Origin of the sequence: Anoxybacillus mongoliensis (genome assembly GCF_014201515.1) — a bacterium.
Classification (GTDB): domain Bacteria; phylum Bacillota; class Bacilli; order Bacillales; family Anoxybacillaceae; genus Anoxybacillus; species Anoxybacillus mongoliensis.
Window position 1 is genome coordinate 38,759 of sequence record NZ_JACHEQ010000002.1, and the last position, 15,742, is coordinate 54,500.

At 40.0% G+C, this 15,742-nt stretch carries 16 protein-coding genes and 1 tRNA gene; 4 read left to right on the forward strand and 13 right to left on the reverse strand.

The window, feature by feature from the left end:
* Position 1: 1 nt before the first annotated feature.
* The 7 genes from pstA to HNR43_RS02235 all read right to left on the reverse strand — a co-directional run bounded on the left by pstA (position 2) and on the right by HNR43_RS02235 (position 7,369).
* Positions 2-883, reverse strand: a complete 882-nt coding sequence (gene pstA, locus HNR43_RS02205) for a phosphate ABC transporter permease PstA (RefSeq protein WP_183240864.1) — start codon at positions 881-883, stop codon at positions 2-4.
* Positions 884-885: 2 nt separating this feature from the next.
* Positions 886-1,836 (reverse strand): phosphate ABC transporter permease subunit PstC, encoded by a 951-nt coding sequence (pstC, locus tag HNR43_RS02210; protein ID WP_183240867.1) that lies wholly within the window; start codon positions 1,834-1,836, stop codon positions 886-888.
* Positions 1,837-1,911: 75 nt separating this feature from the next.
* Positions 1,912-2,883, reverse strand: a complete 972-nt coding sequence (locus tag HNR43_RS02215) for a PstS family phosphate ABC transporter substrate-binding protein (RefSeq protein ID WP_183240869.1) — start codon at positions 2,881-2,883, stop codon at positions 1,912-1,914.
* Positions 2,884-2,998: 115 nt separating this feature from the next.
* Positions 2,999-5,152: a peptidoglycan D,D-transpeptidase FtsI family protein gene (locus HNR43_RS02220; protein ID WP_183240872.1), complete on the reverse strand. Its 2,154-nt coding sequence runs from the start codon at positions 5,150-5,152 to the stop codon at positions 2,999-3,001.
* 61 nt (positions 5,153-5,213) lie between these two features.
* Complete coding sequence (locus HNR43_RS02225; RefSeq protein ID WP_183240875.1) at positions 5,214-6,428, reverse strand: MFS transporter; 1,215 nt, start codon at positions 6,426-6,428, stop codon at positions 5,214-5,216.
* Between the two features lie 91 nt (positions 6,429-6,519).
* Positions 6,520-7,128: a superoxide dismutase SodA gene (gene sodA / locus HNR43_RS02230; RefSeq protein ID WP_183240877.1), complete on the reverse strand. Its 609-nt coding sequence runs from the start codon at positions 7,126-7,128 to the stop codon at positions 6,520-6,522.
* A gap of 167 nt (positions 7,129-7,295) precedes the next feature.
* Positions 7,296-7,369: transfer RNA gene (locus HNR43_RS02235), tRNA-Ile, on the reverse strand.
* Positions 7,370-7,498: 129 nt separating this feature from the next.
* On the opposite strand from HNR43_RS02235, the gene HNR43_RS02240 reads away from it, so the two are divergent.
* Positions 7,499-8,272 (forward strand): DUF1189 domain-containing protein, encoded by a 774-nt coding sequence (locus tag HNR43_RS02240; protein WP_183240880.1) that lies wholly within the window; start codon positions 7,499-7,501, stop codon positions 8,270-8,272.
* Positions 8,273-8,284: 12 nt separating this feature from the next.
* Here the strand turns inward: HNR43_RS02240 and HNR43_RS02245 are convergent, their stop codons facing one another.
* Complete coding sequence (locus tag HNR43_RS02245; RefSeq protein ID WP_183240883.1) at positions 8,285-10,027, reverse strand: methyl-accepting chemotaxis protein; 1,743 nt, start codon at positions 10,025-10,027, stop codon at positions 8,285-8,287.
* 163 nt (positions 10,028-10,190) lie between these two features.
* Between HNR43_RS02245 and HNR43_RS02250 the strand changes: the two genes are divergently transcribed.
* Both HNR43_RS02250 and ispG read left to right on the forward strand, forming a co-directional pair.
* Positions 10,191-10,502, forward strand: coding sequence for a type IV pilus assembly protein FimV (locus HNR43_RS02250; RefSeq protein ID WP_183240885.1), 312 nt, complete (start codon positions 10,191-10,193; stop codon positions 10,500-10,502).
* A 79-nt stretch (positions 10,503-10,581) separates the two neighbouring features.
* The gene (gene ispG / locus HNR43_RS02255) at positions 10,582-11,676 is read left to right on the forward strand and encodes a flavodoxin-dependent (E)-4-hydroxy-3-methylbut-2-enyl-diphosphate synthase (RefSeq protein WP_183240887.1); all 1,095 of its coding nucleotides are present in this window, start codon (positions 10,582-10,584) and stop codon (positions 11,674-11,676) included.
* Positions 11,677-11,698: 22 nt separating this feature from the next.
* Here the strand turns inward: ispG and HNR43_RS02260 are convergent, their stop codons facing one another.
* The gene (locus tag HNR43_RS02260) at positions 11,699-12,037 is read right to left on the reverse strand and encodes a DUF4190 domain-containing protein (RefSeq protein ID WP_183240889.1); all 339 of its coding nucleotides are present in this window, start codon (positions 12,035-12,037) and stop codon (positions 11,699-11,701) included.
* A gap of 130 nt (positions 12,038-12,167) precedes the next feature.
* On the opposite strand from HNR43_RS02260, the gene HNR43_RS02265 reads away from it, so the two are divergent.
* Positions 12,168-12,743 (forward strand): 5' nucleotidase, NT5C type, encoded by a 576-nt coding sequence (locus HNR43_RS02265; protein WP_183240891.1) that lies wholly within the window; start codon positions 12,168-12,170, stop codon positions 12,741-12,743.
* Positions 12,744-12,745: 2 nt separating this feature from the next.
* Here HNR43_RS02265 and HNR43_RS02270 read toward each other — a convergent pair whose 3' ends face one another.
* From HNR43_RS02270 to HNR43_RS02285, 4 genes are read right to left on the reverse strand one after another with little or no spacing between them, the layout of a single operon-like run.
* Positions 12,746-13,171, reverse strand: a complete 426-nt coding sequence (locus HNR43_RS02270) for a transcriptional repressor (protein WP_183240893.1) — start codon at positions 13,169-13,171, stop codon at positions 12,746-12,748.
* Positions 13,172-13,177: 6 nt separating this feature from the next.
* The gene (locus HNR43_RS02275) at positions 13,178-14,011 is read right to left on the reverse strand and encodes a metal ABC transporter permease (RefSeq protein ID WP_183240895.1); all 834 of its coding nucleotides are present in this window, start codon (positions 14,009-14,011) and stop codon (positions 13,178-13,180) included.
* A gap of 14 nt (positions 14,012-14,025) precedes the next feature.
* The gene (locus HNR43_RS02280) at positions 14,026-14,781 is read right to left on the reverse strand and encodes a metal ABC transporter ATP-binding protein (protein WP_183240898.1); all 756 of its coding nucleotides are present in this window, start codon (positions 14,779-14,781) and stop codon (positions 14,026-14,028) included.
* A 58-nt stretch (positions 14,782-14,839) separates the two neighbouring features.
* Positions 14,840-15,733: a YitT family protein gene (locus tag HNR43_RS02285; protein ID WP_183240900.1), complete on the reverse strand. Its 894-nt coding sequence runs from the start codon at positions 15,731-15,733 to the stop codon at positions 14,840-14,842.
* Positions 15,734-15,742 lie beyond the last annotated feature (9 nt).

Here is a 15,742-nt window from a genome sequence, read left to right on the forward strand (position 1 = left end):
ATTAATAACGTTTTTGAAACTTGTTGCGAATAAAAATGGCAATCGAGTTCATAAAGATTAGCACAACGAGTAATACGACGATTCCTGCTGCCGCTACGTTTTGGAAGTCCGCTTGTGGACGTGACGTCCAGTTGTAAATTTGCATCGGCATTACAGTAAATGTGTCCAAAATGCCGCGTGGTAAATATGCTAAAAACGTCGGGATACCTAAAACAACAAGCGGTGCCGTTTCACCGATAGCACGGGATAAAGCTAAAATGCTACCTGTCAAAATACCAGGGATCGCCGCTGGGAGAACGATGCGATAAATCGTTTGCCATTTCGTTGCTCCCATACCATACGATGCTTCTCGCAATTGATTTGGCACGGCGCGGATCGCCTCTTGTGCCGCGACAACGATGACAGGTAAAACGAGCAAACTCATCGTTAAGCCGGCCGCGAGAATGCTACGACCTAAATTAAGTTCACGAACGAAAAGCGTCAATCCGAGCAAACCGAATACAATAGACGGAACACCAGCTAGATTTGAAATATTCGTTTGAATAAAATCTGTGAAGCGATTTTTTTTCGCATATTCCTCTAAGTAAATCGCTGTTCCCACTCCAAGAATAAGCGAAACAGGCGCAACGATAACCATCAGCCATAATGAGCCAACTAACCCAGCTTTGATTCCTGCATTTTCCGGACGACGAGACGGAAAGTTATTTAAAAAATCGAGATTTAGCCAGCCAATTGCTTGAGTGAGTATCCGATATAGAAGAATGACGAGAACAATTAATCCGAATACTGTAGCTAGAAAAAACAAAAATTTTAACACGTTATTGCGCAACAGGCGACCGTTCATATGTTGAACAACACGTTGTTTATCAATTAATTTCTCCATGATTAATACTCCTCCCTAAAGCGACGAGAAATGTATTGCGCGAGTAAATTCATGGCCAATGTAAACACAAATAGCGTCATACCGACCGCATAAATGCTGTAGTAAACAGTTGTACCGTATCCTGCATCTCCTGTCGTCACTTGGACAATGTAAGCAGTTAATGTTTGAATCGATTTCGTTACATCGAATGTAAAGACAGGAGATGAGCCACCCGCTACTGCTACAATCATCGTTTCACCAACAGCGCGAGAAATTGCTAGCATAAATGATGCTGCAATACCTGAAGTCGCTGCAGGAAGGACAACTTTTAATGCTACTTCTAGCTTCGTTGAACCGAGACCAAGCGCTCCTTCACGAATGGAGTTTGGCACGGAACTCATCGCATCTTCAGATAAAGAAGCAACCATCGGAATAATCATAATCCCCATCACAATTCCTGGGCTTAACGCATTAAAAATCCCCAAACTCGGAATAAATTTTTGTAAAAGAGGTGTAACAAACGTCAATGCGAAAAATCCGTATACAATCGTCGGAATTCCCGCCAACACTTCTAATATCGGTTTTAATATTTTCCGTGCTCTTTCAGATGCATACTCACTCAAGTAAATCGCTGATGCTAAACCGATCGGGATCGCAACGACCATGGCAATCGTTGTTGTTAAAAGCGTCCCTGTTACAAGAGGAGCAATACCAAATGAACCTGTTTTTTCATCCCATGGAAGCCATTCTTTGCTCGTTAAAAATTCAACGATCGACACTCGCTCAAAGAAAATAAACGTTTCAAATAACAGTGTAAATAAAATACCGATTGTCGTCAAAATTGAAATGATAGCTGTTAACAATAACAATTTTGGCATGAGCCATTCCATAACTTGTTGTCCGTTTTGTTTTTTCTTATTTTCTTTAATCATGTCACGGACGGAATATGAACGATTCCCATCTGTCATCGCCATAATATGAAAACCCCTTTCCAAATTCATGGCAAGATGAGAAGCGACCATTGTGTCGCTTCTCATCTTTACGTTTCGTTATTTTAATCCTTCAAGCTTTTTCAATTGCTCATCGTACTTTTCTTTTGGAAGAGCTACGTAACCAACCTCTTCAACAAACTCTGCACCGTTCTCTAACAAAAATTTCGCAAAATCATACACTTGCGCTTTTTCTTTTAACGATTTTACGTTCACGTACGTAAATAATGGTCGAGAAAGTGGCGCGTATTCACCGCTTTGGATTGTTTCATGTGTTGGTTCTACCGGACCGTTTCCGTTATCAATTGGCACAGCTTTCAATTTATCTTTATTTTCAATGTAGTATGCAAATCCGAAGTAACCGAGCGCATTTTTGTCACCTGCAATTCCTTGAACAAGGACGTTATCATCTTCAGACAATTGTGCTGTTTTGTTTAACGGTTGTCCATCTAAAATAACTTCATCAAAGTAGTCAAACGTACCAGAGTCATGTCCTGGTGAGAATAATTTAATTTCTTCGTTCGGCCATTCTGGACGAATGTCTGACCATTTGACTTTGTCATCACCGTTCACCGCACCAGATGTAAAAATTTTCTTCAATTCATCAACTGTTAAATAATCGACCCAATCGTTATCCTTATTTACTAACACAGAAAGACCATCAAACGCAATTTGAAATTCTTCAAATTGAATGCCGTTTTGCTCAGCTGCTTTCTTTTCTTCTTCTTTAATCGGACGAGAAGCGTTTGAAAAGTCTGTTTCACCTTTCGTAAACTTTTCAAACCCGCCACCTGTTCCGGACAAACCAACAGATACTTTCACATCTGGTTGTTCACCCGCATATGCTTCAGCTGCAGCCTCAACAATTGGATAAACAGTAGAAGATCCATCAACAACAACGTTGCCACTTAATTGTTTTCCACCGTTTTCTTTGCCAGCTTCATCGCCTTGTTGAGCGCCACCACATGCAGTTGTAAATGCTAATACAGCGCTTGTCATTCCTGCGAGTGCAAACCATTTGTTGTTCTTCATCTTTTGATTTCCCCCTACTTCTTTTCAGTAATTTTTGCTTCACGAATTATAGAATAATGGACACGTATTAAATTCGTTTTAAACAAATGTTAAGCTTTTGTAAATTCACTTTCTTTTATCTTTCCATTGTTTCCTCATCATTATTCAACGATTCAGTAGAAGATGGTTGTCCTAATTGGCGCTGTTTTTTCAACTCAAAATATGCATCTAAAATTTTTCTCCCAATGTAGTTATTGATTGGGTAATGGTTTTTCGCATTTTGGTATACCCAAGGCACAACGACAGCAAACGCCACTTCTGGATTGTTGTAAGGGGCAAACCCAACTAACGTCAAATTGTATGTTGGCGTCATTCGTCTCGATTTGATCGGTCCATCGTAAAACGCCTGTGCAGTTCCTGTTTTTCCTGCTGGATCATAAGGAGCATTTGCGAAAAAGGCACGCGCTGTTCCGTTTGAGCCATGCATGACACGATAAAATCCTTCACGGACACGTTCAATATACTCTGTCTTCATATCTACTCGGTTTAACACTTTCGGTTCAAACGAATAAATGACGTTGCCCATCTGATTTTTCTCGCTAATTGGTTCACGAATTTCTTTCACAACGTGCGGTTGAATGCGATATCCACCGTTAGCAATCGTTGAAACGTATTGCGCCATTTGAATCGGTGTATATACGTCAAACTGTCCAATAGCTAAGTCAAGCAAATGCCCTGGAAGCGTACTTTGTCCAGGCCACCCAATAATTTCACCAGGTAAATCAATACCTGTTTTCACTCCTAAACCGAACTGATTAAAGTATCGTCGCATAATCGAAAACGCTTCTTTTTTAATCGGTAGCGCTTGATGCGGGCGATACGTAGAGCCAGCAATCGCAATTGCCGTCTTAAACATATAGACGTTCGACGACATTTCAAGTGCTTTTAAATCGTTCATCGGTCCTGGACGAATACCGCTATGCGATTTTTTCGTCGGCGTTCCTTTAATATATAACGGTTCATCAATAAGTACTGTACCAGGATGGATAACACCGGTTTGAAACCCTGTTAATACAGTAGCCCCCTTTACTGCTGATCCCATCGCATATGCTGATGTAATCGTTCCAAGAGCATAATCTTTTAATACTACTTTTCCATTTTCATCACGTGTATACCGTTTTCCAGCTAACGATAAAATTTCTCCCGTGTTCGGATCCATCATCACGACGAAAGCACGATCGAGTAATTCCGTTCCACCGCGCCGTTTCATTGTCATTAATTCTTCTTCAATAATTTTCTCGACACGTTGTTGTAATTCCATGTCGATCGTTAATACGATGTCTTTGCCTCGTTGTCCTTGCGACATTTCAATTGTTTCAATAATATTTCCTGCTTTATCGGTCACATTTTTAATTTTTGCCTTTTGCCCGCGCAACACATCTTCATATTGAGCTTCAATGTAACTTTTTCCTACACGATCATTTCGGTTATAATCGCGCGCCAAATAATAATCAAGCTTTTCGCGTGGCAATCCTTCTTCTGACGATGTAATATTTCCGAGCACTGTACGAAATGTATCACCAAATGCATAATGACGGTTCCAATCTGTTGTGACATCTATACCAGGCAGTTCTTCTAAATGCTCACTAACAACCGCATATTCTTCGTCTGTTACTCCTTCATTTTTAATCATTTGAGGCGTCAGAGCGTATCCGCTATTCATTTCCCGAAAAATAGCAACAACTTCAAGTTCCTTTTCTTTAATCATTTTTACATCTTCTTCTGTAATGCGCTCAAGCTGCAGCTGATAAATATCTTTATCTTTCAACTTTTTCGCGCGAAACTGTTTCCATTCTTTTTCTGTAATTTTTTGTTTTGCTTTTTCCTCATTCGTTAAAATCCAATAGTCTTTTATGTCCCGTTCTGTTACACGATCCGTCGGCTTTTCAATGTATGTCGCTAACTTTTTCGCTACTTCAATCATTTCAGAAGGTTTCGTTGTTTGCGTACGCGTATACGTAATCGCATGAAGAGGTTCATTGTCAACAACAACTTGATAGTTCCGGTCATAAATTTTCCCGCGTGGCGCCGGTGTATTGACAGTGACATTTTCCGTACGCTCTACTTCCTTGCGATATTGTTCCCCGTAAACGATTTGGATCACACCTAATCGTAAAATAAGCGCAGAAAATAGTAAAAAAACAGCAAAAAATAACACATTTAATCGAAATGGCAACTGCGTTCGTTTTTTCTTTTTCTTTGCTTTTTGAGCTTGTTGTATTTGCTTCAAAACGAGCGAGCACCTCCTTTACTTGCTCCTTCATCATTGTAAAAGAAACGCTCGCAAATTTCTACATTGAAAGTTGAATACGTCGAACAAAAAAATAAATAATGAAATGACCGGCTCCAACAATTAGCATTAATGATGGAATAGCTTCTTTTGCATCAAATAGCGTAATGGCTAATAAAAACAATAGCACAGACGTTGCACGTCCACCGTTCAAAAACAATTCTCGAATGACAATATATTCAATTCGCCACTCTTTCGCCTGATTGCTTTGTCCAATCACGTCAAACGTAAGCGACAAATACGGAACAAGTAAAATCGGATAGCCGATTGCGATAAGCGCTCCATATATCATCAGCTTTGTGTACGATAAATCAAAAACGAGTAAAAAGACAGAGGCATATAACAATAAGCCACCAAATAAAATAGCGCGCAACCGCCATTGTCGTTTCATATATTTGGACGCAAACGAGTACGTAATAAACGAAACAATCGCGTTAATCAACCCAAATACACCAAGCGCTTTTTCTGTTCCTGTCGCCATAAACAAAAAAATGGAAACAATAAACACAAACGTTCCTTCGCGAAATCCTTGAAAAAAATGGGCGTTCGTGATCATTCTCCAGTTTTTATTTTTCTTTCTCTCATCATACACTGAACGAAGCGCAAAGCGCCCTGACGAACCTCTTCGATGCAAAAAAAAGCTAAGTATAACAGCAACAAGAAATAAACATAAGGAAGCTAAAAAAATCGCCATATACCCGGTAAACTTCTCACTTGAAGCGATAACCCATCCTGCCAGTGGTGGACCAATCATTCCAGCCACAGACGTCATCGCTCCAAGTAATCCATTAAATAAATCACGTGTGCTCGGTTCAGTAATTTCAAATGTTAATACGTTAAATGCGAGCCAATAAAAACCGTAACCAACACCTAGCAATCCGCCAAGTAAAAACAAATGGTTCATCGCCTTATTTCCGCTAAACAATACAACTAAAAAAAAGAGAGCTAAAAACGTAACGCCCATTCGTAAAACAATGACTCGATCAATCTTTTTCGCAATTTGTCCAGCAACAATAAACGCAAGTGGTTGCCATGTAACGATTGCTAAATTGTACACACCTAGCGCATGAAAACTGTTTACTTTTTTCCAAACATATACGTTCACAAACGTATTCGATAAAGCGATACTTAAAGAATACAATCCACCAATCGCCAATAAAAGAAACAATTGTCGATGCGCGCGAATATGCGCGATGATTCGTTTCCATCTGTTCATAAGCAAACTCCCTTTCTTGACAAGTAGTTTGCCTACTCTTTTATAGCGATATACAAAAAGAGCCCGACAAAATTTGTCGAGCTCTTCATCATTATTTTGCCGCCGCGTAGCGCTTCGCAACTTCGTCCCAGTTGACGACATTCCAAAACGCTGAAATATAATCTGGACGGCGATTTTGATATTTTAAGTAATACGCATGCTCCCACACGTCTAATCCTAAAATCGGTGTTTTACCTTCCATTAATGGTGTATCTTGGTTTGGTGTACTTGTTACTTCAAGTTGACCGTTATGGACGACAAGCCACGCCCAACCAGAACCGAAGCGCGTAGCTGCAGCTTTTGAAAATTCTTCTTTAAACTTTTCGAAGCTACCGAATGTGGCATTAATCGCTTCAGCTAATTCGCCTGTTGGTTCACCGCCACCATTTGGTGAGAGAATAGTCCAAAAGAGCGAGTGATTTGCATGTCCCCCTCCATTGTTACGAACAGCTGTACGGATGTTTTCCGGTACTGCATCTAAATTAGCCATTAACTCTTCAATTGTTTTGTTTTGCAATTCTGGATGACCTTCAAGCGCTGCGTTTAAGTTTGTTACGTACGCGTTATGATGTTTTGTGTGATGAATGTTCATTGTTTCCTTATCAATATGTGGTTCTAACGCGTCGTAAGCATAAGGCAATTGTGGTAGTTCAAATGCCATACTTCATTCCTCCTCATTTATTATGTAATTGGTCACAAATGAAACCGATTAATTATATTTAGAAACAGAAAAGTTTCATAAGTGAACCTACTTTAAGAGTACCAAAATAAAACGAATGTTTCAAATTATTTGCAAAAAAACCTCGCTAATTCACTTAGCGAGGCAGATGGACCCTGCAGGACTCGAACCTGCGACCAGACGGTTATGAGCCGTCCGCTCTAACCAGCTGAGCTAAGGGTCCGCCATATCCGATGGTAATTTTATCAAAAAAGATATATATCGTCAATACATACTACACTTGAAACAAAATGGTTGTGTAGCGAACATAAAAAGAAGTAGAATGAGAAATGATGATGCGTAAAGGATGTGAATGATGATGTGGAAACGATTATTACAAAGTCTTTATTCTCCTATACATATTGCCCGCTTTCGCTTTCATCCAATCGGAAAGGCGATTAGCTACGTGTTCTTTTTATCGCTCATTGCGACGTTACCGATTGCCATTTACTTTACGATAAGTATAAACAAAATGATCGGTTCAACGCATCAACTATTGATCGAAGAACTTCCTCCGTTTGAAGTCGTTGATGGAATATTAATATCTAATGAAAAACAACCGATTGAGCTTACACGTCCTGACGTAACGATGTTATTAGATAGCACAGGCACACTAACAACAGATGATGTAGCACGCTACACAAATGCAGTCGCGTTTCTAAAAGAGGAGTTTGCGCTTGTGGCGAATGGACACGTTCAGTCATATCCATATCGTGTCATGCAAATCGATCGCTTTACAAACAAAGACGTATATGAGTTTACGCACACGCTACAATCGCTACTCCCTATCGTCATTTCGCTATCGTTTTTTGTTTTATACTTTTTCACATGTACGAGCAAATTTCTTTACGTTACCGTCCTAGCGTTCATCGGTCTTATTTTCCGCGGCACGTTAAATAAACGTGGCTCATATCGCCATATGTGGAGCCTTTCCGCTTACTCCATCACACTAGCAACAATTTTTTTTACAATTATGGACGCATTACAAATTGTCGTTCCATACGCTGTTGCGTTAGATTGGTTTGTTTCTGTCACCATTTTGTTCGTTTCCATTAAAGAACTTCCTTCCGTGAAAGAAGCAGGCTGATGAGCCTGCTTCTTACAATTTGAATGCTGTAGTTAGTGTAGATAACGACTGGGATAATTCGTTTAACCGTTCACCGACACGGTACATATCGTTCATTTGCTTCGTTTGGTCATACGAGACCGACATCATTTCTTCCGCACTTGCTAGCGTTTGTTGGGCAACCGAAGCAAACGCCATCGTAACTGTCTCGATCATCGGTAATAATTGTTGAAACTGTTCTAATTCATTTTCCATTTGCGCTACGTTGCGATTGACGCGCTGAATCTCTTTTAATAAATGATCAAAGGAACGCTTCGCTTCATTTGCAGACGTGATTTGATGTTGCAGATGTGTGACCATCCCTTCAAACTGTTTGGTCGCATGGATTGATACTTCTTCCATCGCGAAAATGGACGATGTAATTTCTTCCGTTGCTTTTGAAGCATGTTCCGCTAATTTTCTCACTTCTGTGGCGACAACGGCAAATCCTTTTCCTGCTTCACCAGCACGAGCAGCTTCAATGGTTGCATTAAGCGCCAACAATTTTGTTTGTTCTGCAATTTGGCGAATGACATCGACAACTTTTGTAATCAACGTGGAATGATGTTTCACACTTTGAATCGTGTCACTTACTTCTTTAAATTGTTCAGCAAACGAATGAATATCAGCAATTAAATGCGTTATTCGCTTTTCTCCGCCTTTGGACGATTCATTCATATCGATCGCACTCGCTGAAATGTTTTGTACACTTGTTAATACGTGTTCCATTCGTTTTTTCATCTCATCTACTCGATGAATGCTTTCATCTGAAGCATTTGCTGTTTCTTCTGCCCCTTGCTTTACGGTTGCAATAGCTGATATGAGCTGATCGTTTGACTCAATGACATGTTCAGACACCTGCTCTAAGTCTCCTCCTGTAATAGCCAACTGTTTTGTTGTTTCGTTCATTTCACGAATGACATTTTTCATGCTCGTCAACATCCGTTGAAAACTACGCGCAAGCGAATCGATTTCTGGCGTCGTCGAATACATATGTTCGTCAACAGTTAAATCTCCACGCGACAATCGACTCATTGCATGGCGAAGTTGAGCAATCGGTTTCGTTAATCCACTAACTAACCATCTAATCATAAATGTTGCAACGATGACGCTAATCACAATAGCCATGAGTGTTAGATTGGCGAGTTGTTGAATAGGTTGCATAAACTGTTCGTCAGGTACGGCTACAACGTATGTTCCTTTTAATTCTTGAATCGTTTTATAAGCAAATGTATATGTACGTCCGTTCCACTCCAAATGCGACACGCCATTTTTTTGTTTCACAATCGTTTCTTGAATCGATTTCGGTACATTCAGTTGTTCATTCCGCTCAAATGTTTTTACTTTCCCCTCTCGAATTAAAAATACATCTACACTTAATCCATCTTGCATGAGTTCTGCTTTTTGTTGCTTGATCGCAGAACGTAAACTTTTTTCAAACAGTTGTTCATTTCCGGCATGAATATACATAAGATTGCGTGTCACTTCAAACATCATTGTCGCTTCTCTCTCAAGACGGTTTTCAATCGCTTTGACCGTCGTTTCTTTCGCTTGATGATAAGCAATCATCCCAACAATGCTCAACGAACTAATTAGAACGCTAAAAAATAAGATGAATAAACGGTTTTGCAAACTAATTTTTAATAGCCATTTTTTTACTTTTGGTGATGGTTGAACACGAAATGTTCCTATATGCTTTTTTATATTTTTCAATTGCTGTTTAATTTGTGCACGCACGGCACACCCCCCCTTCGACAAATACAGACAAAGAATACCAGAAAAATATAAATGTTACGTTAAGAGAATGTTAAGTGATGTAAAGGGAATGTAATTTTTACTCATATATCACGGGGACAAGCCATATGAATAGAGTAAAGAAGAAACATAGGTGGGGAATGGAATGAAAAACATGTTTATCTTTCTTATGTTCATTGCTATATGTGCCATCGCTTACCATGATCTCACAGACGGAACGATTCATACGATTCGTTCGCAAACAACGGTCAAGCAAACGAACGATTTACCGTATCGCGAAGTAACCGTCCAACGTGGCGATACACTCCTCTCCATTATCGAGCGTGAAATGAATGGTAAATTGCCGGTGTCTATCGATCAACTCATTACCGACTTTCAAGCGCTCAATCCACATGTGAACGCGCACTCACTTCAAGCAGGAAAAACGTATCGCATTCCACACTATAAGCAGAAATAGCAAAAACGTTGTCAACAAATACGAAACATTGCTACAATAAAAAATGACTTGATCAATACGTTAAAGGAGCGATTGACGCGTGAGTGAAATCATTCATCGTTCAAAAACCCGTCCTGTTCGTGTAGGGAACATCACCATTGGCGGGAATAATGAAGTCGTCATTCAAAGTATGACGACAACAAAAACACATGATGTCGATGCAACCGTTGCCCAAATCCATCGACTTGAAGAAGCTGGATGCCAAATCGTTCGCGTCGCTTGCCCAGATGAAAGAGCAGCAGATGCGATCGCTGAAATAAAAAAGCGTATTAATATTCCACTCGTTGTCGATATTCATTTCGACTATCGCCTTGCTTTAAAAGCGATTGAAAACGGGGCAGATAAAATTCGCATTAACCCTGGAAACATCGGAAAGCGGGAAAAAGTAGAAGCGGTTGTGAAAGCAGCAAAAGAACGTGGCGTACCGATTCGCATTGGAGTGAACGCTGGCTCACTCGAAAAACGCATTTTAGAGAAATACGGCTATCCCACTGCGGAGGGGATGGTTGAAAGCGCTTTGCATCATATCCGCATCTTAGAAGACCTTGATTTTCAAGATATTATCGTGTCATTGAAAGCTTCCGATGTTCGCTTAGCGATTGAAGCATATGAAAAAGCGGCTCGCGCATTCGACTATCCGCTACACCTCGGCATCACGGAATCGGGTACGTTATTTGCAGGAACAGTAAAAAGTGCGGCAGGACTCGGCGCCATTTTAAGCAAAGGAATTGGTAACACGGTGCGTGTATCCCTTAGCGCTGACCCTGTTGAAGAAGTAAAAGTGGCTCGCGAGTTGCTGAAAGCATTCGGTCTTGCAGCGAACGCTGCAACATTAATTTCTTGTCCAACATGCGGACGAATTGAAATTGACTTAATTCGCATCGCAAATGAAATTGAAGAATATATCGCAAAAATTAAAGCACCGATTAAAGTAGCAGTTCTCGGCTGTGCAGTAAATGGGCCTGGAGAAGCGCGTGAAGCTGACATTGGTATTGCAGGGGCTCGCGGAGAAGGATTATTGTTCCGCCATGGACAAATTGTACGCAAAGTACCAGAAGAAACGATGGTTGAAGAATTGAAAAAAGAAATTGATAAATTAGCCGAAGAGTATGCATTGAAAGGAAAGCAAAAATAAGAGGGGGTATTCCCCTCTTATTTTACCAAAATCGGACAAAAAAGCTTAAAATAATGGAAACAGCACCAATTCCAATCGCCCAAGCACCTAGTGTTTCTGCTCCTCGACGGCGGGCGATAAACCCGAAAATAATGCCAGCTGCCCCCATAATGACTGGCATAAGAAAAAGGGAAACAACCGATAAAGCAAGCGCAAGCCACCCTACGCCACGACCGTTTTCTTCGTGCTTTACCTCTCGATCAGAAAATCGAATCGGCTCAGCAATTTCACCTGCTGTTTCTTCCATAAAATCTTGCTCAATATTTGGGACTGTATCTATTCGTGTATTGTCATACGTTTGACGTTGACGTTCATGATCCATGACAATTCCCTCGCTTTCGTAAAATGAGGAGCACTATTATTATGCAATAAGCGATACGTCATTATAGATGTTACTTTATGTCAATGTTATAATGGGCAAGAAACACCCATCATAGAAAGGATGAACAAACATGAGCAAGCAACGATTCGGCATCGATATTGACGGAACCGTTACATGTCCAAGCACATTTATCCCATACTTAAACAAATCGTTCCAAAAAAATTTAACGCTCGATGATATTACGGATTACGATTTAGTTCCTTTTTTAGATACGACAGAAGAAAAATTGAATGAATGGATGGAACGATATGAGCCGATCATTTACAGTGAAGCCCCTCTGGCGAACGGAGCGTTAGAGGTCATTAATAGCTGGAAAGATAAGTATGAGCTATATTACATTAGTGCGCGAGGTCGCCACTTATATGAAATTACAGAAAAATGGTTTCAACAACACGGTGTTCATTATCATCATATTGAGCTTATCGGTTCGCACAATAAAATTGAAGCCGTAAAAAAATATGGAATCGACATTTTTTTTGAAGATAAATACGATAACGCATGCGACATTGCGGAACAATGCCTTATCCCTGTCATTTTATTTGATACTCCGTACAATCGTGGTCCACTACCAAAAGGGGTCATTCGTGTGTACAACTGGCATGAGGCGAAACAACAAGTAGAAAAATTACTTACAACAACAAGCTGACATTACACGTCAGCTTGTTGTTGGCACATTGGGCACGTTCCGTACACTTCGAATTTATGCCCTGAAATAGTATATCCTTGCAAATCTTCTATCAATTCGTTCATCGGACAAGTCACAAGCTCTTTCGTCTTACCGCACGACATACAAATAAAATGGTGATGATGATGGTGCATATTACATGTAAACCGAAAGTGCTTTTCTCCGGATAGCTCAGTCGTTTCTAAAATACCAAGCTCAACAAATAGTGCCAAGTTGCGATAAACGGTATCAAAACTAAGTCCAGGATACCGTTCTTTCATCACATCAAGCACATCTTTGGCTGTTAAATATTTATCTGTTTTTGCAAACAGCTCAAGCATTTCTTCGCGCTTTCCTGTATATTTAAACCCCTTTTCTTTCATTAACCGTAGCGCTTCAGAAACGTTCACGCTTCGTCATCCTCTCTTCCATTTTTTCCACAAAATCGCCCCAATTAATATACAAACAGCTAATAAAACGATCGTTCCACCAGGAGCTAAATTCAAATAATAAGAAAGAAACAACCCGACAACGACCGCAAGCTCCCCAAATATAACAGACAACCATAGCGCTTGTTTAAATCCTTTCGCTATTCGAATACTTGCGGCAACAGGAAGCGTCATGAGTGACGAAACAAGCAAAATACCGACAATTCGCATCGATGCAGCAATGACGAGAGCAACTAACACAATGAAAACAAAATGAAGCGACTTTACTTTCACTCCCGATGCTTGTGCATATTCTTCGTCGAATGATAAGAGGAACCATTCTTTATAAAACAGAAAAATGACAGCAAGCACAATAAAAAAAATGGTGCTAATCGTCCATACGTCCGTTCGGCTTACTGCACTTACACTTCCAAACAAATATGAAAACAAATCGGTATTAAAGCCATCCGCAAGTGAAATAAAAATAACACTTAAACCGATGCCTCCTGACAAAATGATCGGAATCGCTAATTCTTGATAATGCTTATATACTGTACGCAACTTTTCAATAAATAACGAACCAACAACGGAAAATGCCATCCCAATATAAATGGGGTTTAATGTCGCAAACAGTAAAAATTTTTTTTGTACGAGTAAGCTGGCCGCAATTCCCGCAAGTGTTACGTGGCTCAATGCATCAGCAATAAGCGATAACCTTCTGACGACAATGAACACGCCTAAAAGAGGGGCGATAAATCCGATCAATACACCGACAATAAACGCGTTTTGTAAAAACTCATATTGAAATAAAGCTTCTAACATATACACCCCCCTTTCTATGCATGATCGTGAGCAAGTAAGTGAAGATGATGCCCATAAAATGATGCGACATCTTCTGTTTTCAGTTGCGCGAACTGTTGCACACTCCCATGGAAATGTAAATGTTTGTTTAAACATGCCACATGGGTCACTTTTTCTGTAATCGTTCCGATATCGTGTGTCACAAGGAGTAACGTCATATGATGTTGTTTATTTAACCGTTCAAGCATGTCGTAAAAACTTTGCACATGATGCGCATCGACCCCGACAGTTGGTTCATCTAAAATTAAAAATTCTGGTTGTGACACGATGGCACGAGCAATAAATACACGTTGTTGTTGACCGCCCGAAAGTTCACCGATATTCCGACGGATGAACGGACTCATGCCAACCGCATCAATTGCTTCATATATAGCGTTCTCAGCGCTTTTGTTTAATCGTCGAAACAAACCTAACTTTCCTGTCAAACCGCTTGCAACAACTTCATACACGGTCGCAGGGAATCCAGTATTAAAACTGTTTGCTTTTTGAGATACAAAACCGATTTTATGCCAATCTTTAAACTGCTCAATTGGTGTGCCAAATAAAAAAATTTGTCCTGTTTGTGGTTTTAGCAACCGTAAAATACATTTTAACAATGTCGATTTTCCTGAGCCATTTGGCCCAACTAAACCGACGAACGCACCTTTTGGAATGTGAAAATTGATATGTTGCAATACATCTTCATCATCATATCGAAACGATACATTCTCAACACGTAAAATATCGTCCATCGTTTGACCACCTTAATTCAAAATGATTCCGATTCATAGTATAGCGCATTTGTTTTTATTAATGAATAGCGGACTTAAATTTCGCTCCACGTACTTCTTGTGTGTTCATAATGGTAATAAAGGCGTTTTGGTCAATTTCATATACAATCGACTTCAACTTCGTCACTTCCAAGCGAGTAACAACGGCATAAATGACTTCTTTTTGCTCGTCCGTATATCCGCCTTTCCCCATCAGCTTCGTCGTCCCGCGTCCGAGTCGATTTAAAATCGCATCTGATACTTCTTCGTAATGGTCTGACACGATCAAAACCGCTTTTGTTTCATCTAATCCTTGAATGACGGTATCAATCGTTTTAAAAGCGATATAATAAGTTAAAACAGAATACATCGCTTGCTTTGGTCCGAATACAAAAGCCGCCCAAGTAAAAATAAAAACGTTTGTAAACATAACAAATTCACCAACGGAAAACGGCAATTTTTTCGTCATTAAAATACCTAAAATTTCTGTGCCGTCTAATGAACCCCCATGACGAATCACAAGTCCCACACCTGTACCAAGAATGGCTCCACCAAACACTGTCGCTAAAATGGAATCTGTTGTAAATGGAGATACATGATGAAACAGTCGCTCCATTACAGCTAACACAACGATGGAATAAAGTGAGGAAAGCATAAACGTTTTCCCGATTTGTTTATAACCAAAATACATAAATGGTGTATTCAACAAAATGACAAGTGTCGCAAAGTTCAACCATACATAATTTGGAAGAATGCGATCAAGAATAAGGGAAATACCAATTACCCCACCATCGATAATTTCATTTGGCACTAAGAACAACTCGATGGATAACGCTGCGAGCGTTGCACCAATTGTCATCATGACAAGACGATACAGCAGATGGCTGATCGTCTCTTTTTTATGTTGTCTTTTCACTCCAATCTCCCCTTTCATCTATTTCAT

Excerpts from the sequence above, each read along its gene's own strand:
- pstA (WP_183240864.1), bottom strand. The coding sequence starts at position 883 with ATGGAGAAATTAATTGATAAACAACGTGTTGTTCAACATATGAACGGT.
- pstC (WP_183240867.1), bottom strand. The coding sequence starts at position 1,836 with ATGGCGATGACAGATGGGAATCGTTCATATTCCGTCCGTGACATGATT.
- HNR43_RS02215 (WP_183240869.1), bottom strand. The coding sequence starts at position 2,883 with ATGAAGAACAACAAATGGTTTGCACTCGCAGGAATGACAAGCGCTGTA.
- HNR43_RS02225 (WP_183240875.1), bottom strand. The coding sequence starts at position 6,428 with ATGAACAGATGGAAACGAATCATCGCGCATATTCGCGCGCATCGACAA.
- sodA (WP_183240877.1), bottom strand. The coding sequence starts at position 7,128 with ATGGCATTTGAACTACCACAATTGCCTTATGCTTACGACGCGTTAGAA.
- HNR43_RS02240 (WP_183240880.1), top strand. The coding sequence starts at position 7,499 with ATGATGATGTGGAAACGATTATTACAAAGTCTTTATTCTCCTATACAT.
- HNR43_RS02250 (WP_183240885.1), top strand. The coding sequence starts at position 10,191 with ATGAAAAACATGTTTATCTTTCTTATGTTCATTGCTATATGTGCCATC.
- HNR43_RS02260 (WP_183240889.1), bottom strand. The coding sequence starts at position 12,037 with ATGGATCATGAACGTCAACGTCAAACGTATGACAATACACGAATAGAT.
- HNR43_RS02265 (WP_183240891.1), top strand. The coding sequence starts at position 12,168 with ATGAGCAAGCAACGATTCGGCATCGATATTGACGGAACCGTTACATGT.
- HNR43_RS02275 (WP_183240895.1), bottom strand. The coding sequence starts at position 14,011 with ATGTTAGAAGCTTTATTTCAATATGAGTTTTTACAAAACGCGTTTATT.
- HNR43_RS02280 (WP_183240898.1), bottom strand. The coding sequence starts at position 14,781 with ATGGACGATATTTTACGTGTTGAGAATGTATCGTTTCGATATGATGAT.
- HNR43_RS02285 (WP_183240900.1), bottom strand. The coding sequence starts at position 15,733 with ATGAAAGGGGAGATTGGAGTGAAAAGACAACATAAAAAAGAGACGATC.